We start from the raw sequence: 21,226 nt of genomic DNA, 5'->3' as shown, positions 1-21,226 counted from the left end.
CTGCGTAAGCTGATCGCCTCCGACAACTAACGGCAACGCTATCAAGGGAAACCTATGACCGATTTCAAGAAGCTGACCGACACCCTTTTTGTCTCCGCCCAGCTGCGCCCGGAAGACATGCAAGCCGTAGCCGATGCCGGCTTCCGCACGGTGCTCAACAATCGCCCGGACGGGGAAGGTGAAGACCAGCCCAGCAGCGCCGAAATGGCCGCCGCCGCGGAAGCAGCAGGGTTGGAGTACGCCCACCAGCCGGTGGTCGGCAGTAACATCGCCGAAACAGACATTGATGGCTTCGACGCCATCGTCTCACTGGCCGACACGCCGGTACTCGCGTTCTGCCGCACAGGCACCCGCTGCACCACCCTGTGGGCACTGAGTCAGGCCGGGGAGCAAGATAACCAGAGCATCCTGACTACCGCGGGCCAGGCCGGCTATGACCTGAGCAAACTGGCCGACCGCCTCGACCAGCGCCGGGGCCAGTAATCCATGCCGCGAGCCCTCCGACTGCTGCGCTGGCTACCGGCCAGCGACTGGCTGGCTCGCTACAGCAAGGACGATGCGACGGGGGATGCCATTGCCGCCCTGATCGTCACCCTGTTACTGGTGCCCCAGGGCCTCGCGTATGCCCTGCTGGCTGGCATGCCCCCGGAAACCGGGTTGTATGCCAGCATGCTGCCTCTGATCGTTTACGGCCTGTTTGGCACCAGCCGGGCACTCTCGGTAGGCCCCGCCGCCCTCACCTCCCTGATTACCGCCTCTGCCGCAGGGGCCATCGCCGCAGGCGACCCGGAACGCTTCCTGCAGGCCGCCATCGGCATGGCCTTGCTCTCAGGCCTGATCCTGGTCGTCATGGCGGCCCTGCGCATGGGCTGGCTGACCAACCTGCTTAGCCACCCGGTCATTCTCGGCTTTGTCAGCGGCTGCGCCATCGTGATTGCCGCCAGCCAGTTCCGTCATTTGCTCGGCATTGATGCCCATGGCGAGAACCTGATCCAGCTGGGGTTCAACCTGTTCTCCCACCTTAACGAGACCCACTGGCTCACGGTCGCCATCGCGATGCTTGCCATCATCTGCCTGGTACTCCCCAAAAAACTGGCCGGGGCTCTCAAACGCGCCTCTCTGCCCCACTGGCTCGCCGCTTTTCTGGGCAAGTCCGGACCGGTCCTCGCAATGCTGGTGACGACGGTGCTTTGCCTGTTGCTACAGCTGGACCAGCAGGGGCTTGCCGTGGTCGGCACCATCCCCGGTGGGCTGCCACAACCGGCGCTGCCGAGACTCAGCCAGGACGAATGGCAGCAGGTGCTGATGCCCGCCCTGCTGCTGGCGCTGATCGGTTTTGTGGAATCCATCTCTCTGGCCCAGGCCCTGGCCGCCAAACGCCGCGAACGCATCAATGCCAACCGGGAGCTGCTGGGCCTGGGGCTGGCCAATATGGCCAGTGGCGTATCCGGCAGCTTTGCAGTGACGGGGAGCTTTTCCCGCACCACCGTCAGCTTTGACGCAGGTGCCCGCACCCCCATGACCGGCCTGCTGGCCGGGCTTGCCATGGGCGGCGTTGCCCTGTGGTTTACCGGCGGGTTTACCCACGTTCCACAAGCCACCCTCGCCGCCATCATCGTCATGAGCGTCATTTCACTGATCGAATGGCGGGAGCTGAAACACCTGTGGCAATTCAGCCGACCGGACTGCGTGGCCATGGCGGCCACCCTGGCCGGAGTGCTGTTGATCAATGTCCAAACCGGTTTGCTGATCGGCGTGGTGCTGTCACTGGGCCTGTTTCTGTGGCGTACCAGCCAGCCCCACGTAGCAGAAGTCGGGCTGGTCCCCGGCACCCATCACTTTCGCAATATTGATCGCCACGATGTGGAGCGTCAGGCACACCTTCTCTCCATTCGCGTGGATGAATCTCTCTGGTTTGGTAACGCTCGATCGCTGGAAGACCTGCTCTACGATCGCACCATGGCCAGGCCAGAGGTGCGCCATCTGGTGCTGATGTGCTCCGCAATAAATCATCTGGATGCCAGCGCCGTGGAAAGCCTGCAAAGCCTGAATGCCCGGCTGGACGCCGCCGGGGTGCAACTGCATCTATCGGAAGTCAAAGGCCCCGTCATGGACCTGCTGAAAAAAACCGGGCTGGAAAGCGAGCTGAGCGGCCAGATATTCCTGAGCCACTACCTGGCCGTAGAGGCTCTGGGCTAGCGAATCTTCACCGCCACGCCCCACTCCGGACCTGAAACCCTGTTGGCCAATCGCGTTCTTCAGAGATACCGCAAGTGGTACCACACCAACGCCAACCATTCGTACCAGATTTCCGGCACCATGGAGAGAGCCCCGGCAGACGGTCGCCAGGCATGTTTCGGCAGACGCTTTTGCCAGGCGGCCTGGGCTAACACCCCCTGACTCTGGAAACACAGCAGGGCACGGGGAAGATGGGTACGGTCGCTCACCAGGATAATTTCATCCACCCCCCTGGCCGCCAGCAACTCCGCACTGTTGAGCGCGTTTTGCCAGGTATTGCGACTTTGACCTTCCTCAATCACCTCGAGGGCAGGCCAGCGCCGGCGTACCTGTTCCGCCATCAACGCGGCTTCCGTGGGCTCCCCATCCGACTGCGGAGCCTGGTTCATGCCACCGCTCACCAACAATGGCAGCCCATGCTCGTTGGCCAGACTCGCCGCCAGCTGCAACCGACGCAGGCCCCGGGTGGTGAGGGAGACCTGGCCGTTCTGGCGTCGGCGCCCCGCCCCCACCACCACCACGGCTTGCGGAGAAATACCGGTATTGCGACGCGGCAGCGGTGGCAACAGCCCCCTCACCACCGCAGGCAGAGTGGCGCCGACCAGCACCATCAACGCCAGCCAGGTCAGCCCCATGCCTGCCATCCCCGACCGGGGCCTGAGAGGAATGCCAAATGACACTCAGACCATTGAGAAATCCACGCCAAGCTCATGTATCCTATGTCTCCTTTGCCGGCACCCTCTGGATAGTGTGGCCCTGTTGGCCAGCCAAAGGTTCCGAACCCGTACACCCGTTGTTTTTTTGATCAGTAAAGAGACCCGATGGACGCACAGTATCGCCCCGATCAGATCGAAGCCCAAGCCCAGCAGTACTGGGAGGATAACCAAAGCTTCAAGGTCACCGAAGAGGCCGGCAAGGAAAAGTTCTATTGCCTGAGCATGTTTCCCTACCCTTCCGGTCGCCTGCACATGGGCCATGTGCGCAACTACAGCATCGGCGATGTGATCAGCCGCTACCAGCGCATGCAGGGCAAAAACGTGCTGCAACCCATGGGTTGGGATGCCTTCGGCTTGCCTGCGGAAAATGCGGCCATCAAAAACAAGGTGGCCCCGGCCAAGTGGACCTTCGAAAACATCGATTACATGAAGGGCCAACTCAAGCGTCTGGGCTTCGGGTACGACTGGGACCGCGAACTGGCCACCTGCACGCCAGAATATTATCGCTGGGAACAATGGTTCTTCACCAAGCTGTACGAAAAAGGGCTGGTGTACCGCAAGCAGTCCACCGTGAACTGGTGCCCCCACGACATGACCGTGCTGGCCAACGAACAGGTGATCGAAGGTTGCTGCTGGCGTTGTGACACCCCGGTGGAGCAGAAGAACATCCCTCAGTGGTTCATCAAGATCACCGATTACGCCGACGAACTGCTCAACGATCTGGACCAACTGGATGGCTGGCCGGAACAGGTCAAGACCATGCAGCGTAACTGGATCGGTCGCTCAGAGGGCGTGGAACTGGAGTTCGCCATCGACGGTGAAGACCCGCTGCGCGTCTACACCACCCGTCCGGACACCCTGATGGGAGTAAGCTACGTAGCCGTGGCCGCCGGTCACCCACTGGCGCAGAAAGCCGCCGCCACCCGTGCTGACGTGGCCGCCTTTGTAGAAGAGTGCCAGCACACCAAGGTCGCCGAAGCCGACATGGCCACCATGGAAAAGAAAGGCATCGCCACCGGCCTCACCGCGACTCACCCGATTAGCGGAGAGCCCGTGCCGGTATGGATCGCCAACTTTGTCCTGATGGGCTACGGCACCGGCGCGGTGATGGCTGTACCCGCCCATGACCAGCGTGATTACGAATTCGCGAAGAAATACGACTTGCCCATCAACCAGGTGATTGAGCCTGCCGGTGATGAGTCCATCGACCTGGCCAACGAGGCCTTTACCGAAAAAGGCAAACTGGTGAACTCCGGTGAATTCACCGGCAAGACCTCCGCCGAAGCCTTCGACGCCATCGCGGCCTGGCTGAGCGAGCGCAACCTGGGCGAGAAGAAAGTGAACTACCGCCTGCGCGACTGGGGCGTCTCCCGTCAGCGTTACTGGGGCGCCCCCATCCCCATGGTAGAAACCGAAGACGGTGAACTGCACCCCACCCCCGCCGACCAGCTGCCGGTGGTACTGCCCACCGATGTGGAAATGGATGGGGTGAACAGCCCGATCAAGGCCGATGCGGAATGGGCCAAGACGACGCTCAATGGCCAGCCAGCCCTGCGCGAAACCGACACCTTCGACACCTTTATGGAATCCAGCTGGTACTACGCCCGCTACTGCTCACCGCAGAGCGATCAGGCCATGCTGGACCCCGCCGCCGCCAACTATTGGCTGCCGGTAGACCAGTACATTGGCGGTATCGAACACGCCATCCTGCACCTGCTGTATTCGCGCTTCTTCCACAAGCTGCTGCGTGATACCGGCCTGGTGGACTCCGACGAGCCGTTCAAGCAACTGCTGTGTCAGGGCATGGTGCTGAAAGATGGCGCCAAGATGTCCAAGTCTAAAGGCAACACCGTGGACCCGCAGGAAATGATCGAACAGTACGGTGCTGACACCGTACGTCTGTTCATCATGTTTGCCGCACCGCCGGAGCAATCACTGGAATGGAATGATTCCGGCGTCGAGGGCGCGTCCCGTTTCATCAAGCGCCTTTGGCGGCAAGTGGCCGACCACGTGGAAGCCGGTCTGCCCGCTGCGCTGAATCTCACCGGCCTGGACGACAACGCCAAGGCGCTGCGTCGCAAGACCCACGAAACCATCCAGAAGGTCAGCGATGACTTCGGTCGCCGCCACACTTTCAACACTGCCATCGCCGCCGTCATGGAACTGATCAATGAAGTCAGCCGTTTCGAGGGTCCCGGCGAGGCAGACCGCGCGGTGAAACACGAGGCCCTGGAAGCGGCCGTGTTGCTGCTCGCCCCCATCATCCCCCACGCTGCCCATGCCCTGTGGCAGGCCCTTGGGCATGATGAGACCGTACTCACCGCCGGCTGGCCCACCGTGGACGAAAGCGCCCTGGTGAAAGACAGCATCGAGCTGGTAGTACAGGTGAACGGCAAAGTGCGCGCCAAGCTGAATGTGCCGGCCAATGCCGATAAGGAAGCCGTGGAAGCCCTGGCGAAGGATGAGCCCAACGTGCAGAAATTCACCGAAGGCAAGACCATTCGCAAGGTTATCGTCGTCCCTGGCAAACTGGTCAACATCGTCGCCAATTGAACCGCAGGGCGGAGATCGGTGTTTGCCGATCTCCGCCCCTGTGTCGATGGTCTGTGTGAATGGAGAGTTCCATGAAGGCGTCTGCCGGTATCACCGCCCTGATCCTGACCCTGCTGCTGTCGGCCTGCGGCTGGCAGCTGCGTGGCACCACCAGCAAGCCCAACCTTGAAACCCTCACCGTTACCGGTGCCAGTACCGAGCTACGCTATACCCTGGAAGATGAGCTGGAAAACCAGGGCGTCCTGGTGCATGGCGAATCTCCCTATCTCCTGGTCATTGATGATGAGGACTGGATGCGTCGCACCTCTGCCGTGGATGCGCAGGGGCGCCAGGCCGAAATCGAGCTGCGTTACACGCTCTACTGGCATATCAAGGATCGCAAGACCGGCGCCCTGCTCACCACGCCCAAACGGATGATGGCACTGCGCACCCTGCCCTGGTATCCGGAGAACGCCACGGCATCCTCTGACGAAGAAACCATGGTGCGCGACGATCTCTACGAAGACATGAGCTACCGCCTGATCAACCAGATTGCCACCGCATCCCAGCGCTGGGAGCCCTACTAATATGCGCCTGCGTCCGGAGCAACTTGGCAAGCATCTGTCCTCAGGGCTGTTGCCGGTCTATCTGGTCGCCGGCGACGAACCCCTGCAGCAACAGGAGCTGCTGGACGACCTGCGCCGTGCCGCCCGCGATCAGGGTTATGACGAGCGCCATCGCTTTTCCGCCGACACTGGCATCGACTGGAATGCGGTGCTCAATGAAGCACAAAGTATGAGTTTGTTCGGCGGACGCCGGATTCTCGAACTGGTGCTTGGCGAAAAGCGCCCCGACAAGAACGGCAGCCAGATCCTGCGTGATCTGTTCGCCAACCCCTCCCCTGACACCCTGATATTGATCCGCTGTTCCAAACTGGACCGCCGCAAAGACATAAAAAGCGCCTGGGTCACGGCCCTTGACGAGATTGGCGCCATCATTGAGGTGTGGCCGGTGGAAGGCAATCAACTGCGTAACTGGTTACAGGACCGGCTCGCCAGCCGCGGACTGCACGCTGGCGATGACGCCCTTGCCCTGCTGATCGAACGGAGCGAAGGCAACCTGCTGGCCGCCGCCCAGGAAGTGGACAAACTTGCCCTGCTGGTCGACAACGGCCAGGTATCCCCTGAGCATGTTCAACAGGCGGTCGGCGATTCCAGCCGTTACTCCCCCTTTGACCTCACCGAAGCCACCGCCCAGGGCGATGCCCATCGGGTACTGCATATCATCCAGACCCTGCGAGCAGAAGGCGTCGAACCACCGGTATTACTGTGGGCTCTGAGCCGTGACATTCGCATTCTTGACGGCATGCTCGGCGGCGGGCCACCACCACGCCTGCCCCCACAGCGAGCCCGCGCCATGCAGGCCCAGGCCAACCGTCTCAACCCGCAGCAACTGCGGGCCGCCCAGGCGAGCGCGATCCGCGCCGATCAGTGCGTCAAAGGCATGGCCAAAGGCGACCCCTGGCAACATGTCACCAACCTTGCCCTGCGCCTGGCCGGCCAGCCCCTGCCGAGAAACCTGGAACGATAACCTCCCCTGTAGTGTAGAGGTTATTTATTGGCCCCAACGCGACGATCTGAAAATCCTTTCTGGTCTTTGGGAAAACCCGGGAACCTTTTCGCTCCTCCTGATCCAATTGCGTGTAGCGTGTAGCGTGTAGCGTGTAGCGTGTAGCGTGTAGCGTGTAGCGTGTAGCGTGTAGCGTGTAGCGTGTAGCGTGTAGCGTGTAGCGTGTAGCGTGTAGCGTGTAGCGTGTAGCGTGTAGCGTGTAGCGTGTAGCGTGTAGCGTGTAGCGTGTAGCGTGTAGCGTGTAGCGTGTAGCGTGTAGCGTGTAGCGTGTAGCGTGTAGCGTGTAGCGTGTAGCGTGTAGCGTGTAGCGTGTAGCGTGTAGCGTGTAGCGTGTAGCGTGTAGCGTGTAGCGTGTAGCGTGTAGCGTGTAGCGTGTAGCGTGTAGCGTGTAGCGTGTAGCGTGTAGCGTGTAGCGTGTAGCGTGTAGCGTGTAGCGTGTAGCGTGTAGCGTGTAGCCACTACTGGAGTCAGATTATGCCCACCGCCCTGATCCCTATCGCCGACGGCAGTGAAGATATCGAAACCGTCACTCTTATCGATGTACTGCGCCGTGCGGACATTGAGGTCACCGTCGCCAGCGTCACCGGTAAACCCGGCATCGTGGCAGCACGGGGTACCCGCATCGAGGCAGACGCCCTGATTGATGATCTGGTGGACACACCATACGACTTGATCGTTTTGCCCGGTGGCATGCCTGGCGCCGATGCGCTGGGGGGCAACGAGAAGCTCATCGCCAAACTAAAGGATCAGAAAGCCAGTCGCCGTTTTTATGGCGCCATCTGCGCCGCCCCCGCGGTGGCGCTGGCACCCCACGGCCTGCTGGATGATGTGGAGGCCACAGGCCATCCGTTCTTTACCGATGCCCTGCCCAACAAACAACGGCTAGAGGAACGTGTAGTACGGGATGGACACTGCCTCACCAGCCGCGGCCCCGGCACCGCACTGGAATTCGCCCTTGCCCTGGTCGACGCGCTGTGCGGCCAGGAAAAGCGCGACGAGGTCGCCACCCCAATGGTGATATAAAGAGCGGCTGACAGCGCCCCTCCCTACCGTCACACCACACCCTGTGGGAGCTTGCCTGCAAGCGATGCTGCGTAGGGCCGTGCTCTACGCCAGCTGGCTGGCTCCCACAACAGCGACGCAGCCAGCCTGTAGGCGATCAGCCGCCCCTGCAAGCAACAAGACACTTGCGAACCCCATATTTGGCTCAAACTGCCATCACCCAATGGCAGAATTCTGCTAGCCTGTCAGTCCACGATCAACAGCAGCAGAACAACAATGAGCGAACCTCGCGACACATCCTCGATCAGCTTTACTGCACTCTATACCGGCCACGTCTGGACCCGCGACGGCATCTCCGCTCCGTTCTTCCGCACCCGCGGCGGCGCGTTTCTCTACGGTGCTCTTGCCCCGTTCGAATTTGTCGGCCGTCACATTGTCGGCGGCAATATCCGTACCTTTCTACTGCAACGGCATCATCTGATTGATCATCGCCTGCACCAGTTGATCGAAGCCGGTGTAACGCAGGTCGTGGAGATCGCCTGTGGCCTGTCGCCTCGGGGGCACCGCTTCTGCCAGCAGTATCCGCAGCTCACCTATCTGGAAACCGACCTGCCTGACATGGCACATCGCAAACAGCAACTGCTGCAGGAACATGGGGTGCTCAGCGATCGTCACCGGGTAATGCCCATCAATATTTTTGCCGAAGACGGCGAGCTGAGCCTGACCCATGTGCTCAGCCAGCTGGATCAGAGCAAACCGGTAGTGGTGATTACGGAAGGGCTGGTGAACTACTTCCCGCTACCAGTCATCTCAGAGTTCTGGACCAAACTGGCAACCGCATTGTCCGCCTTTCCCCAAGGCACTTACCTCACCGACAACTATCCGCTGTATCGGGGCATGCCCTTCTACCGCACCCTGAAAGTGCTGGGCAACCTGCTTGGCGCAGTATCGCGCAGCCAGGTCGGCTTCCACTTTCACGCCGACGACGAAGCCATTGCCCACTTCAAGGCACAGGGTTTCGACAACCTGTTGATTCACAATCCGGCAGACCATTACGGCCAGTTACCGATCCCGGTCACGAGAGGCAATCCGATGGTGCGGATTCTGGAAGCGACTAAAGGCAATGAATAATTAATAGTTAATAATGAATAACTAAACCCCGAAAACAAAAAGGCCGCTCCATTCATTTCACATGGAGCGGCCTTTTCTTGGCTCTTCTTTAGCTATTAATTATTCATTATTAACTATTAATTGCTTCCGAGCTTATCCGTAAATCCGGTGCACCTTGTCTTCACTTTTGGGGCGCAAAAAATACTGGCTGTCCTTGAGTAGCTCGGTGAAACGTTCAGCGAGGGCGATGTTGCCGTGTTTGAACAGGCAACGCAGATAGCCTTCGCCGTCGTAATCGAACACCAGCAAATCCAGCTTGAGTTCGGGACTTTCCAGATACAGGGTGCAATCGCGGGCATGGTCTGCCAGGGAAAAACCCGGCTCATCCAGCTTGATCAGACAACCGAAAAAGTTGATGTCCACCACCTTCACCGGCTTGTTGAAGCGAAAGCGGTCACCGACCCGGGATTCGCTAGTGACATGGCCACGGGTGTTGCAAGGAATCAGGCGCTCGGCACGGCGGCGGTCGAGCTGTTTGGACTCCCCTTTTCGGAAATAACGGGTCCCTTCCACGTTCTCGATGGACTCGCCACGCAGAAAGGTGGAAAAAAGATCCAGTGAGACTTCACGCTTTTCCAACTGGGGCAAATGATCCGCGCCCTTGATCAACACGAACTGCGCATTGGGGCACTTCTCGGCAAACGAGGCGTTTTCCCAGGGCAAGGTGAAACTGTCGTATTCACCGGTGGTCACCAGAGTCTCGCATTCCGGATACCCGAGGAGCCCCTCCACAGACAACAGACGGCTGCCATTGATGACATAACGCTCTTGCTCGTTCTCCGACAGCTTTTTCATTTGCCGGTAAAACAGTTTTCGCGCCGTGGGCGTGATGCCGGTTTCCTTGATCCGGTTGTAGTTCACCAGATACAGCACTACTGCCTGACTGAACTCATCCATGCGGCCCTCACCCAGCACTCGCTTGGATTCATCCACCAACATGCGCCAGCTCTTGCGAGGGCGCGTAACGATCCCGGCGACAATCAGCTTGCCGGTTTCTGCCGGGTACTTGTAGGCAAAGGTGCTGGCAATGGCGGAGCCCAGTGACAGGCCCATGAGATGCACTTTCTCCAGACCGGACAGACGTGTGAACTCGAACAGCAAGTCCGCCAGATCTTCCATACTCAAATCGGGGGCGATCTGAGTGTTATTACCCAGCGAGGGCAGGTCCACCAGAATCACCGGGAAATCTTCGTAAATACGTTCTACGCAGTACTTATAGGAGGTGAAATTCTGAAAGGCGCCCCCCACCACCAGTAGCGGCGGTTTATGGGCATTGGCCGGGCTAGAGAAGGCAAGATAGTCAATCCGCCAGTCTCCTGCCCACAGCTGGATAGGATCTGCCTTGATCGCTGAACGGGTGTACTCCTGATACTGGATGGCCATGGTCTCTGGCTCCGTTCTGTTGTTCTTGTTGTAAGGTGCCTGATGGCAGGCACGCAAGGTTTTATTTGTCCTCGGCTGCTGCGCTTTTGGCACAATCGTGCCATAAAACAGTGAGTTAGCCTCAATGGCGCAGCAAAGGCCTTCAATTCTTCATCATTTGGGTGCAAGCGTAAAGCGCCAGTTATCGCTATAATGGCAGCCTTCATTTGAACCACATTTGTAACCCTATGGATATCCAGCAATACATGCAGCGACTGGGCGAGCAGGCTCGCCTGGCTTCCCGGTCAATGGCCCGGGCCAGTTCCGGCGACAAGAACAAGGCATTGGCGGCCATCGCCAGCGCCCTGCGCAACCACCGCAGCGCGATTCTGCAGGCCAATCAGCAGGATCTGGATAACGGTCGCAGTAACGGCCTGGATGCCGCTCTGCTTGATCGCCTGGAACTGACCCCGGATCGCTTTGACGGCATGGTAGAAGGGCTAGAGCAGATCATCAGTCTGGCGGATCCGGTCGGGGTGATCACAGATCTGGCCTATCGCCCCTCGGGTATTCAGGTTGGCAAGATGCGGGTACCACTGGGTGTCATCGGTATCATTTACGAGTCTCGCCCCAACGTGACCATCGATGCTGCTGCCCTGTGCCTGAAATCCGGCAATGCGGCCATTCTTCGCGGCGGCTCAGAAGCCATCAATGCCAATCAGGCCATTGCCGAATGCCTGCGCATCGGTCTGCGTGAGGCAGGCCTGCCGGATACCGCAGTCCAGGTGGTGGAGACCACCGACCGGGCGGCCGTTGGCGAGCTGATTACTCACCCCGAATATGTGGATGTGATTGTTCCCCGCGGCGGCAAGGGTCTGATCGAGCGGATCAGCAACGAGGCCCGGGTACCGGTGATCAAGCACCTGGATGGCAATTGCCACACCTATATTGATGATCAGGCCGATATCGCCAAAGCCATTGAGGTGGCCTACAACGCCAAGACTCAGCGCTACGGCACCTGCAATACCACCGAGACCCTGCTGGTAGCCAATGCCATTGCCCAGCAAGTGTTGCCGCAGCTGGCCGCCCGCTATCAGGATGCCGGCGTGGAACTGCGCGGCTGCGAGCTGGCCCGCAGCATTGTGGACGGCATGAGCGAGGCCACCGAAACCGACTGGGGCGAGGAATACCTGGCACCGGTGCTGGCGGTGAAAATTGTTCGGGATCTGGATGAAGCCATTGATCATATCAATCGCTACAGCTCCGGCCATACCGAGGCGATTATCACCGAAAACTATACCCGGGCCCGTCAATTTTTGACCGAGGTGGACTCCAGCTCGGTGATGGTGAACGCCTCCACCCGTTTTGCCGACGGTTTCGAGTACGGGTTGGGCGCCGAAATTGGCATCTCCACCGACAAGATCCACGCCCGTGGGCCGGTCGGACTGGAAGGACTCACCAGTCAGAAATGGGTGGTACTGGGTGATGGGCATATCAGGCAATAACGCTGACACGCTTGATGCAACACGCTTGCACGCGAAGCCTGTTTCCAGCGTGTTGCGTGTAGCGTGATGCGTGTCAGCGTCCCTCTCGTCCTGTTCGGCGGCACCTTCGATCCTGTCCACCGCGCCCATATCAGCGCGGCGCGGGCGGTATCAAAGGTACTGGGGGACGCCCCTGTGCACCTGCTCCCCAATGCAGTCCCGCCCCATCGCCCGCAACCGACAGCGGATGCCGAACAACGGCTCGCCATGCTGCGGCTGGCCTGTCACGAGCACCCCAGCCTTATCGTCGATGACTGGGAGCTGCGCCAGCAAGGCCCCAGCTACAGCCTCAAGACCCTGCAACACTTTCGACAGCAACATCCCGAGGCCCCGCTGGTGTTCATGATTGGCGCAGACAGTTTTGCCAGCCTCCACCACTGGCACCGCTGGCAGGACTACGCCACGCTGTGTCACCTAGCCGTGGTGCCTCGCCCAGACAGTGAACTGGCCAGTGGCGAGGTGCTTGCAGCCTTTCCGGAAAGTGATGCTCATGGGCTTTGTGGACAGCCCGCCGGGTTACGGCTGATGCTCAAACGCCCCTTTCTGGACGTCTCTGCCACCGCGATCCGGGAAGCACTGGCACGCAAGGGCGATTGCCCGGCACTGGATCCTGCAGTGAGCGCCCATATTCGCTGCCATCATCTGTATAATGTCCCGACAACAACCTATTCAACCGATCACGAGGCCCCATGAGCGCTGACACCCCGCTGCTGCCACAGGTAATTGACGCCCTGGAAGAACTGAAAGCGCAGAACATCACCGAGCTGGACGTCCGCGACGTGACCAGCATGGCCGATTACATGGTGATCGCCAGCGGCACCTCCAACCGTCATGTCAAAGCCCTGGCAGACAATGTGGTCGAGGCCGCCAAGAAGGCGGAACACCCCCCCATCGGCACCGAAGGCGAAGACACCGGAGAGTGGATACTGGTCGATCTGGGCGATGTGATCGTTCACTTGATGCTCCCGGCTACCCGCGAGTTCTACGACCTGGAACGTCTGTGGCGCAACCCGGACCATCACCCCAACCGCGACCAGCAGACTGACGCCTGATCCATGCGCATCTTTCTCCTGGCTGTCGGCACGCGTATGCCAGGCTGGGTCAATGACGGCTTCGCCGAGTACCAAAAGCGCTTACCGCCGGACATGCGGCTTGAGCTGGAAGAAATCCCCATGCCCAAACGGGCCAAGGGTGACACTGCCAGCCTGGTACGCAGCGAGGCCGACGCCATTCGCAAACGCCTGGAGAAGTATCCAGGCGCGAAAACCGTGGCGCTGGAAGTGCGTGGCCGGGCGCTGGATACCCATGCTCTCAGCCACAAGCTGGGCGAATTGAAGGACATCGGCCAGGATCTGGTCATTCTGGTGGGTGGCCCGGACGGACTCTGCCCGGAGCTCTCAGCCCAGATGCAGGAACGCTGGAGCCTGTCCAACCTGACCCTCCCGCATCCACTGGTGAGAGTATTACTGGCTGAACAACTGTATCGGGGGTGGACGTTGCTGACTGGCCACCCCTATCATCGCTGATCGTTTTACGCTCACCCGACGCCTTTTATGCGCAAACCGCTTACCCTGAAAGATCATCACCACGAACAGCGCATCTTCAGTGTGCGGCTGGTGGTGAGCGTTTTTCTGGTGCTATTGCTGACCGGCGTATTGCTGGCCCGCATGTTCTGGCTGCAAATCATTGAGCACAGCCGCTACACCACCCTGAGCGACAACAACCGCGTGCAAACCCGGGCGATCTCGCCTCCGCGCGGCCTGATCACCGACCGTGACGGTGTCATCCTTGCCGATAACCGGCCCGACTTCTCACTGGAAGTGGTTATTGAGCAGGCGGGGGATCTGGAAGCCCTGCTGGCCGAGCTGGGCAAACTGGTGGAGCTGGATGCCGGTGACCTGGAGCGCTTTGACAAGCGCCGCACCGCTGCCCGTCGCCCCTGGGAACCGGTCCCTGTCCGTGGCCGACTCACAGAGGAAGAAATTGCCCGTCTGGCCGTCAACCAGTTTCGCCTGCCCGGCGTGCGCATCTCGGCCGACCCCATCCGTCACTACCCCCACGGCATTCTGTTCTCCCATGTCCTTGGCTACGTGAATCGCATCAATGCCCAGGATCTGGACGCCATGACCCTGGAGCAACAACGCAACTACGCTGGCACCCACTTCTACGGGCGTACCGGGATCGAACGTTTTTATGAAGATCGCCTGCATGGCGAGGTTGGCTACCGCCAGGTGGAAACCAATGCCCGGGGCAGAATTCTGCGGGTGCTGGAAGAGCAGCCTCCAGTCCCCGGCAAAGACTTGCGCCTGCGGCTTTCCATGCGCGTGCAGAAGGCTGCCTATGAAGCCCTGGGAGAGCGCCGTGGCGCGGTGGTGGCCATCGACCCCCGCGACGGCAGTGTGCTTGCGTTTGTCAGCCGCCCCGGCTTTAACCCCAATCTGTTCGTGACCGGCATCAGCCACAATGATTATTCCGCCTACCGCAACGATCACGACAATCCCCTGTTCAACCGTGCCCTGCAGGGCCGTTACCCGCCGGGCTCGACAGTCAAACCCATGCTCGGCATTGCCGGGCTCGATGCCGGGGTGACCAACTGGCAACGCTCGATCTTCGACCCTGGCTACTACCAGCTGGAAAACGACCCACACCGCTACCGTGACTGGAAGCGCTGGGGACACGGCCGCGTCGACCTGCATCTGGCGGTGGTTCAATCCTGCGATACCTATTTCTATGACATGGGTTTCAAGCTCGGCATTGATCGCATGCATCGCTACATGAACCTGTTTTCCCTGGGGCTGCACACTGGCATTGATCTGTTTAACGAATCCACCGGCATCATGCCGTCGAAACAATGGAAAAAAGCCGCCCGCGGCCGCCCGTGGTTCCATGGCGATACCATCAATACCAGTATCGGACAGGGCTTCATGCTCGCCACTCCGCTACAGCTGGCCACCGCCACCGCCATTACCGCCAATCACGGCAAACAGGTGATTCCCACCCTGGGCGGCGAGCGCCAGCCGGTAGAACGGGACACCATTGTTCTGAACGACGAAAGTAATTGGCAAAAGATGACTGACGCCATGGTGGACGTCACCGGGGCCCGCGGCACCGCCCGTATCATGGCCGTAGACGCCAAATACCGCATGGCAGCAAAATCCGGCACCGCCCAGGTGTTCTCCGTGGGGCAGGACGAAACCTACAACGAAGACGAACTGGCAGAACGGATGCTGGACCATGCGTTAATGGTGTCCTATGCCCCCGCCGACAAGCCCGCGATTGCGGTAGCCGTATTGGTCGAGAATGGTCGCCATGGCGGCTCCACCGCCGGGCCGGTCGCTCGCCAAGTGATGGATGCGTGGTTACTGAATGAGCAGGGCGAACTGGATGTGCCAGAAGTGTTTGGCGACAGTGCCAGTGCACCAGAGCCCACCCTGACCGACAACAGCGGAGACACCCCGTGAGCCAGCGCGAATTTATCCGCCAGATGCCAGGCCATGCCCCAGGCAGCTTGTCTCCGGGACTGGCAGAAAGGCTGCATCTGGACGCCCCGTTGCTGGCCAGCCTGCTCCTGCTGATGCTCGGCGGCCTGACCGTACTCTACAGCGCCGGCGGGGAAAGCATGGAGCTGGTCGTTCGTCAGTGTATTCGCTTTGGTGCCGGGCTCACCGCCATGTTCGTGCTGGCACAGATCCCCCCCCGCAGCTACCGGTTCTGGGCGCCAGTCATCTACTCTGTCGGCCTGATATTGCTGATTCTTGTGTTGGTCATGGGGACCGAAGCCAAGGGCGCGCAACGCTGGCTGAGCATTCCCGGTGCGGGTCGCTTTCAGCCGTCTGAGGTCATGAAACTGGCGGTTCCGGCCATGGTCGCCTGGTATTTCAGTGAACGCACCCTACCCCCGCGGCTCAGCGATGTGTTGGCCGCCTTGTTACTGCTGGGTCTCCCCGCCATGTTGATCGGACTACAGCCGGATCTGGGTACCGCGATTCTGATTGCCGCCAGCGGGCTGGTCGTGCTGTTTATGGCCGGTCTGTCCTGGCGTCTCATTGCCGTTGCAGTGTTGCTGGTCGTGACCGCCGCCCCGGTCATGTATTTCTTCGTGATGCACGATTATCAGCGTAATCGGGTAGACACTTTTTTGAACCCCGAAGCCGATCCCCGGGGAACTGGATGGAACATTATCCAGTCCAAGACTGCCATCGGCTCAGGTGGACTGGACGGCAAGGGTTGGCTCGACGGTACCCAGTCGCGGCTGGATTTCCTGCCGGAATCCTCCACCGACTTCATTCTTGCGGTGCTGAGTGAAGAATTCGGACTCATGGGTGTCTGTCTGCTGCTGGGCATGTACCTGATTATTGTCGGGCGCGGTTTTTTCATCAGTTGGCAGGCACAGGAAACCTTTTCCCGACTGCTGGCTTCCAGCCTGATCATGACGTTCTTTATCTACGTGTTCGTCAACATCGGCATGGTGACCGGACTCATGCCCGTAGTAGGGGTTCCGCTGCCACTGATCAGTTACGGCGGCACCTCGATCGTGACGCTGCTGGCCAGTTTCGGCATGCTCATGTCGGTACACACGCACCGCCGGCTTATTGGATACTGAATACAGACAACAAGGAGAAGCGACGTTGCGTCGACTTTACCCAACTATTTTCGCTGGCCTGCTCGGCCTGTCTTCCCTCGCCCAGGCCGAAAAGCCGGCTCTGGAACACGTCTGCCCACCAAGCAGTGACTACGCCAACCGCGAGCTGGCCGCCCCGATGATTCAGGCGCTGGTCAAACAAGGGCTCGACGAAGCCCGTATCCGCGCCTTGCTGGACAGCGCCGAATGCCAGCCCAAAATTCTGGAATCCATCGCCCGACCCGCGGAAAAGACTCATACCTGGGCAACCTACCAGAAGATTTTCCTGCAGGAGAGTCGTGTCCAGAAAGGCGTGGAATTCGCCCACACCCACGCGGATGCGCTTGCACGCGCTGAGAAAACCTACGGTGTCCCGCCGGAAATTATTCTTGCCATTATTGGCGTGGAAACCCGCTACGGCCAGCATATGGGCACCTACCGGGTGGTCGATGCCCTGGCTACACTGGGGTTCGACTATCCGCCACGGGCCACCTTCTTCCGCAAGCAGCTACAGGCCCTGTTCGAACTGGAACAACGTGCGCATATTGATGCCGACAGCATCACAGGCTCCTATGCGGGCGCCATGGGCTTTGGGCAATTCATCCCCACCAGCTATCAGGCCTATGCCGTTGACTTCGACAACGACGGCGTCATCGACCTGGTCAATAACCCGGTAGACGCCATCGGTTCGGTGGCCAATTACTTCAGCGAGCACAAATGGAAACCGGGGCTGCCAGTGGCCGCCCGCGCGCACCTTTCGGGCAATGGCTACGAAGCGCTGGCCAAAAAAGGTTATAAACCTTCCTTCACCCTTGCCGAGGCGCGCCAGGCCGGCGTTACCCCGGTGAGCTGCGATGGCCGCTTTGCCAGCGAATACTGTTTTGATCTCCCGGACACCACCCGCGTTGCCCTGCTCGACTTGCAAGGCACGGACGGTGCCGAATTCTGGCTGGCCACCGACAACTTCTACACCATTACCCGTTACAACCACAGTCGCCTGTATGCCATGGCCGTGTTACAACTGTCCCGACAACTGGCAGAGGCACTGGAGAGCGGACAATGAAAAGGCTGGCCACCGTTACCCTGGCAAGCGTCTTTCTGGGCGCCTGTGTCACTGCCCCCGCACCGGACAGCGACAAGGAGCCCCCCGCCGTCAACCAGGGAGCGCCAGGCTCCGACCGCTACAGCCTGCAGCAAGACACCGCTCCCCACGCACCCCGTGACATTTCCGGCGTGCAGGAGCCTGTGCCAAAACACGAGCCCCTGAGCCGCTACGGCAACCCGGAAACCTACAGTGTCTGGGGCAAAACCTACCGGGTCTTGCCCAGCGCAGACGGCTACGTGGAAGAAGGCAAGGCCTCCTGGTATGGTCAAAAATTCCACGGCCATCGCACCTCCAGCGGTGAAGCCTTCGACATGTACCAGTTCACGGCAGCCCATCGGAGCCTGCCGCTGCCGACCTACGTTCGGGTCACCAATCTGGACAATGGCAAGAGCCTGGTGGTCCGGGTCAATGATCGCGGCCCCTTCCACTCGGAACGCATCATCGATTTGTCCTGGGCTGCCGCAGTACGCCTGGGGATCGATCAGGCGGGCACCGGCCGGGTGCGCGTGGAAGCCATCAACCCCGCCAGCAGCTCTCCCCAGGGCAATACCGTCCCCACCGCCGTGCGAGCAGCGCTAGACAGCCCGCCACCTGCACCTGCCACCGCGGCGGCAACCGGTGACGACCTCTACCTTCAGGCGGGTGCCTTTCAGGACCGCAGCAGCGCAGAAAGGCTCCAACAGGCGCTGCAAGCGCAGTTGGGCATGGTCACGGAGATCCGCCAGCAGGCCAGCCTGTTCCGGGTGTGGATCGGCCCCTACGGCGACGACGGCCAGCGCCAACAGGCAAGACAACTGGTAGCCGATGCCGGTTTTGACCGTCCCATGCCGGTGAGTTACTGAGACACGGTACAAATTCCCGCTGGCAACGCCTAGAATGCGGCCATTGCAAGCCTTCGGGTTTTTCGCTGTCACTGCATCAGAAAAGTACAGCCAGCCCCGACCCCAATAACCCCTGAATTCTCAGGCTGACAAGGAACCACAGGCAGATAATCATGCGCCCCCAGTCGTTTCGTTTTTTCTTTTTCGTCGTCCTTACCTTTATGGGCACCGCCCTGTCCCTGCAGGCCAGCGCCAGCATGGTCCCCCGAGCCCCGCAGATTGATGCCCGTGGCTACTTGCTGATGGACGCCGCCAGCGGCCACATCATCGTCGAGCACAACGCGGAACAGCGCCTGCCCCCCGCCAGCCTGACCAAGATGATGACCGCCTATATCGCCGAGGCCGAGCTGCAGAAGGGCAACCTGTCCGAAGACGACATGGCCCCGATCAGCGTCAAGGCCTGGAAAATGGGCGGTTCACGGATGTTCGTTAAGGAGGGAACCCGCGTCAGCGTCGGCGACCTGCTCAAGGGCATCATCATCCAGTCCGGTAACGATGCCAGCGTGGCCATGGCGGAATATATCGCCGGCTCCGAAGACGCCTTTGCCGACCTGATGAACCAGCACGCACGTCGCCTGGGCATGAACCAGAGCCACTTCATGAACGCCACCGGCTGGCCGGCGGAGAACCACTTCACCACCGCCCGCGACATGGCCATTCTTGCCCGTGCCATCGTGCGTGATTTCCCCGAGCACTACGATATTTATGCCGAGAAGGAATTCACCTACAACGGCATCACCCAGCAGAACCGCAATCTGTTGCTGTGGCGGGATGAGAGCGTGGATGGCCTGAAAACCGGCCATACTGAAGAAGCTGGCTACTGCCTGGTCTCTTCCGCCAAAAAAGACGGCATGCGTCTGATCGCCGTGGTCATGGGCACCGATTCCGAAGGGGCCCGCGCACGGGAATCCCAGAAACTGCTGACCTACGGCTTCCGCTTCTTCGAAACCTACAAGGCCTACAGCGCTGGCGACATTCTGGACACCGCCGAACTGTGGATGGGTGACAAGGATCAGGTCCGCCTGGGGCTTGCCGAAGACCTGGTTCTGACCATCCCCCGCGAAAGCCATGAAAACCTCAAGGCTGAGGTCACCGTGAATCCCCAGCTGCAGGCCCCCATCAACGAAGGGGAAAAGTACGGTACCGTAACCGTTCGGATGAATAACGAGCTTCTGGTAGAAAAACCCCTGGTGGCGCTGGAAAGTGTCGAAGAGGCGGGTCTCTTTACCCGTCTGTGGCACCACATCCTGCTATTCTTCAAGGGCCTGTTCTAGGGCCTGCTCACACTAATTCCGTGGTCCCTGTTGCGGCCCAAAATGCGCCAATCTAGGCGCGAGGAGGGATGTTTGGTGTCTCCAAATGAACGACGAGCAACAACGAGTGGCGCATTTTGGGCCGCAACCCGAAGGGCTGGGCCCTTTTTCCGTCCAGCCGCTCCAACCGTTACTTATGTAGAACCACTACACTGCGCACCGGTTGGAACTACTGGACAAAAAAATGACTCCAGCAGGGGCCACGGAATTAGTGTGAACAGGCCCCAGGAACCGGCATGACGCAGGTCTACCTGAACGGCAATTTCATGGCCCCCGACCAGGCGCGCATCTCGCCGCTGGATCGGGGGTTTCTGTTTGCCGACGGGGTCTATGAAGTGATCCCCGCCTACAATGGCGTCCTGTTTCGCTTCGACGAACACCTGCAGCGCCTGGAACGTTCGCTGGCAGAAATCGGCATTCACAATCCCCATGATCCCGCGCAGTGGCGCTCGCTGTGTGATTCTTTGGTGGCACACAACGGCGGTGGCAATCTGTCGGTCTACCTGCAGATTACCCGTGGCGCCGCCCAAAAGCGTGACCATGCGTTTCCCGTTCCACCGGTGACCCCCACGGTTTTCATGATGACAAGCCCGGTGGCTGTGCCCGCCGCAGACAGCCCCGACACTGCGCAGGGGTCACTGGCCATCACCCTCGATGACATCCGCTGGGCCCGCTGTGACATCAAGTCCATCTCGCTGTTGCCCAACAGCCTGCTACGGCAGCAAGCGGTGGAGGCTGGTGCAGCCGAAGCCATCCTGCTTCGTGATGGCTTTGTCACTGAAGGCTCTGCCAGCAATGTGTTCATCGTGCGCAACAGCACCATTGTCACGCCCCCCAAGTGCCATGCCATTCTGGGCGGTATCACCCGCGATCTGGTAGTGGAGCTGTGCGTCGCCGAGGGGCTGCCGGTTGCAGAACAGGAAATCAGTGAGGGCCAACTGCGGCAAGCGGAAGAAATCTGGGTCACCAGTTCCACCCGGGAGATCGTTCCCATCATCCAGCTGAACAACAGTCCGGTAGGCAGCGGCCAGCCTGGCCCGGTGTGGAAGACTGTTGCCCGGCACTATGTGAATTTTAAACGCCGCCTGTGCGGCCTGGACCAGGAGTAGCCCC

At 60.1% G+C, this 21,226-nt stretch carries 19 protein-coding genes; 17 read left to right on the top strand and 2 right to left on the bottom strand.

The genetic code is table 11. The annotated features are described in order from the left end of the window. Positions 1-54 precede the first annotated feature (54 nt). Entirely contained in the window at positions 55-483 is a 429-nt protein-coding gene (locus tag A15D_RS03270) for a TIGR01244 family sulfur transferase (protein WP_102790758.1), read from the top strand. Between the two features lie 3 nt (positions 484-486). Further along, entirely contained in the window at positions 487-2,199 is a 1,713-nt protein-coding gene (locus A15D_RS03265) for a SulP family inorganic anion transporter (protein WP_102790757.1), read from the top strand. A 59-nt stretch (positions 2,200-2,258) separates the two neighbouring features. Here A15D_RS03265 and A15D_RS03260 read toward each other — a convergent pair whose 3' ends face one another. Next, complete coding sequence (locus A15D_RS03260) at positions 2,259-2,873, bottom strand: YdcF family protein (protein WP_102790845.1); 615 nt, start codon at positions 2,871-2,873, stop codon at positions 2,259-2,261. A 186-nt stretch (positions 2,874-3,059) separates the two neighbouring features. Between A15D_RS03260 and leuS the strand changes: the two genes are divergently transcribed. The 5 genes from leuS (at position 3,060) to A15D_RS03230 (ending at position 9,248) form a co-directional block, all read left to right on the top strand. Next, positions 3,060-5,507 carry a leucine--tRNA ligase gene (gene leuS, locus A15D_RS03255; RefSeq protein ID WP_102790756.1) on the top strand — a complete coding sequence of 816 codons (2,448 nt, stop codon included), beginning with the start codon at positions 3,060-3,062 and terminating at the stop codon, positions 5,505-5,507. A gap of 71 nt (positions 5,508-5,578) precedes the next feature. After that, positions 5,579-6,073, top strand: a complete 495-nt coding sequence (gene lptE, locus A15D_RS03250) for an LPS assembly lipoprotein LptE (RefSeq protein WP_102790755.1) — start codon at positions 5,579-5,581, stop codon at positions 6,071-6,073. A 1-nt stretch (position 6,074) separates the two neighbouring features. Then, positions 6,075-7,076 (top strand): DNA polymerase III subunit delta, encoded by a 1,002-nt coding sequence (gene holA, locus A15D_RS03245; protein ID WP_102790754.1) that lies wholly within the window; start codon positions 6,075-6,077, stop codon positions 7,074-7,076. Between the two features lie 513 nt (positions 7,077-7,589). Beyond that, positions 7,590-8,138: a DJ-1 family glyoxalase III gene (locus tag A15D_RS03235; protein ID WP_102790753.1), complete on the top strand. Its 549-nt coding sequence runs from the start codon at positions 7,590-7,592 to the stop codon at positions 8,136-8,138. Positions 8,139-8,393: 255 nt separating this feature from the next. Then, entirely contained in the window at positions 8,394-9,248 is an 855-nt protein-coding gene (locus A15D_RS03230) for a class I SAM-dependent methyltransferase (RefSeq protein ID WP_102790752.1), read from the top strand. 132 nt (positions 9,249-9,380) lie between these two features. Here A15D_RS03230 and A15D_RS03225 read toward each other — a convergent pair whose 3' ends face one another. Next, positions 9,381-10,670 carry an alpha/beta fold hydrolase gene (locus A15D_RS03225; RefSeq protein WP_102790751.1) on the bottom strand — a complete coding sequence of 430 codons (1,290 nt, stop codon included), beginning with the start codon at positions 10,668-10,670 and terminating at the stop codon, positions 9,381-9,383. Positions 10,671-10,897: 227 nt separating this feature from the next. Here A15D_RS03225 and A15D_RS03220 point away from each other — a divergent pair, with 227 nt between their 5' ends. The 10 genes from A15D_RS03220 to A15D_RS03175 all read left to right on the top strand — a co-directional run bounded on the left by A15D_RS03220 (position 10,898) and on the right by A15D_RS03175 (position 21,222). Then, positions 10,898-12,154, top strand: a complete 1,257-nt coding sequence (locus A15D_RS03220) for a glutamate-5-semialdehyde dehydrogenase (RefSeq protein ID WP_102790750.1) — start codon at positions 10,898-10,900, stop codon at positions 12,152-12,154. Between the two features lie 66 nt (positions 12,155-12,220). Then, positions 12,221-12,886, top strand: coding sequence for a nicotinate-nucleotide adenylyltransferase (gene nadD / locus A15D_RS03215; RefSeq protein ID WP_102790749.1), 666 nt, complete (start codon positions 12,221-12,223; stop codon positions 12,884-12,886). Further along, a complete protein-coding gene (gene rsfS, locus A15D_RS03210; protein ID WP_022986831.1) occupies positions 12,883-13,245 on the top strand; it encodes a ribosome silencing factor in 363 nt (120 codons plus the stop codon). Before nadD ends, rsfS begins: the two co-directional genes overlap by 4 nt. A 3-nt stretch (positions 13,246-13,248) precedes the next feature. Next, positions 13,249-13,719: a 23S rRNA (pseudouridine(1915)-N(3))-methyltransferase RlmH gene (gene rlmH, locus A15D_RS03205; protein WP_022986830.1), complete on the top strand. Its 471-nt coding sequence runs from the start codon at positions 13,249-13,251 to the stop codon at positions 13,717-13,719. Positions 13,720-13,746: 27 nt separating this feature from the next. Beyond that, complete coding sequence (gene mrdA / locus A15D_RS03200) at positions 13,747-15,654, top strand: penicillin-binding protein 2 (RefSeq protein WP_102790748.1); 1,908 nt, start codon at positions 13,747-13,749, stop codon at positions 15,652-15,654. Further along, positions 15,651-16,796 carry a rod shape-determining protein RodA gene (gene rodA, locus A15D_RS03195; protein ID WP_022986828.1) on the top strand — a complete coding sequence of 382 codons (1,146 nt, stop codon included), beginning with the start codon at positions 15,651-15,653 and terminating at the stop codon, positions 16,794-16,796. The genes mrdA and rodA overlap by 4 nt, the downstream gene beginning before the upstream one ends. Positions 16,797-16,821: 25 nt before the next feature. Continuing rightward, positions 16,822-17,877, top strand: coding sequence for a lytic murein transglycosylase B (mltB, locus tag A15D_RS03190; protein WP_102790747.1), 1,056 nt, complete (start codon positions 16,822-16,824; stop codon positions 17,875-17,877). After that, positions 17,874-18,761, top strand: a complete 888-nt coding sequence (locus tag A15D_RS03185; protein WP_102790746.1) for a septal ring lytic transglycosylase RlpA family protein — start codon at positions 17,874-17,876, stop codon at positions 18,759-18,761. The genes mltB and A15D_RS03185 overlap by 4 nt, the downstream gene beginning before the upstream one ends. 152 nt (positions 18,762-18,913) lie before the next feature. Then, positions 18,914-20,074 carry a D-alanyl-D-alanine carboxypeptidase family protein gene (locus tag A15D_RS03180; protein WP_102790745.1) on the top strand — a complete coding sequence of 387 codons (1,161 nt, stop codon included), beginning with the start codon at positions 18,914-18,916 and terminating at the stop codon, positions 20,072-20,074. A gap of 275 nt (positions 20,075-20,349) precedes the next feature. Continuing rightward, on the top strand, positions 20,350-21,222 hold the full coding sequence (locus tag A15D_RS03175) for a D-amino acid aminotransferase (RefSeq protein WP_102790744.1): 873 nt from the start codon (positions 20,350-20,352) through the stop codon (positions 21,220-21,222). The last annotated feature ends 4 nt before the right edge of the window (positions 21,223-21,226 follow it).

It is taken from the genome of Alcanivorax sp. MD8A (assembly GCF_002888555.1).
In the GTDB taxonomy this organism is placed as follows: Bacteria; Pseudomonadota; Gammaproteobacteria; order Pseudomonadales; family Alcanivoracaceae; genus Alcanivorax.
Note: the sequence above shows the minus strand (reverse complement) of the source record. Positions and strands in the feature narration are given on the sequence as shown.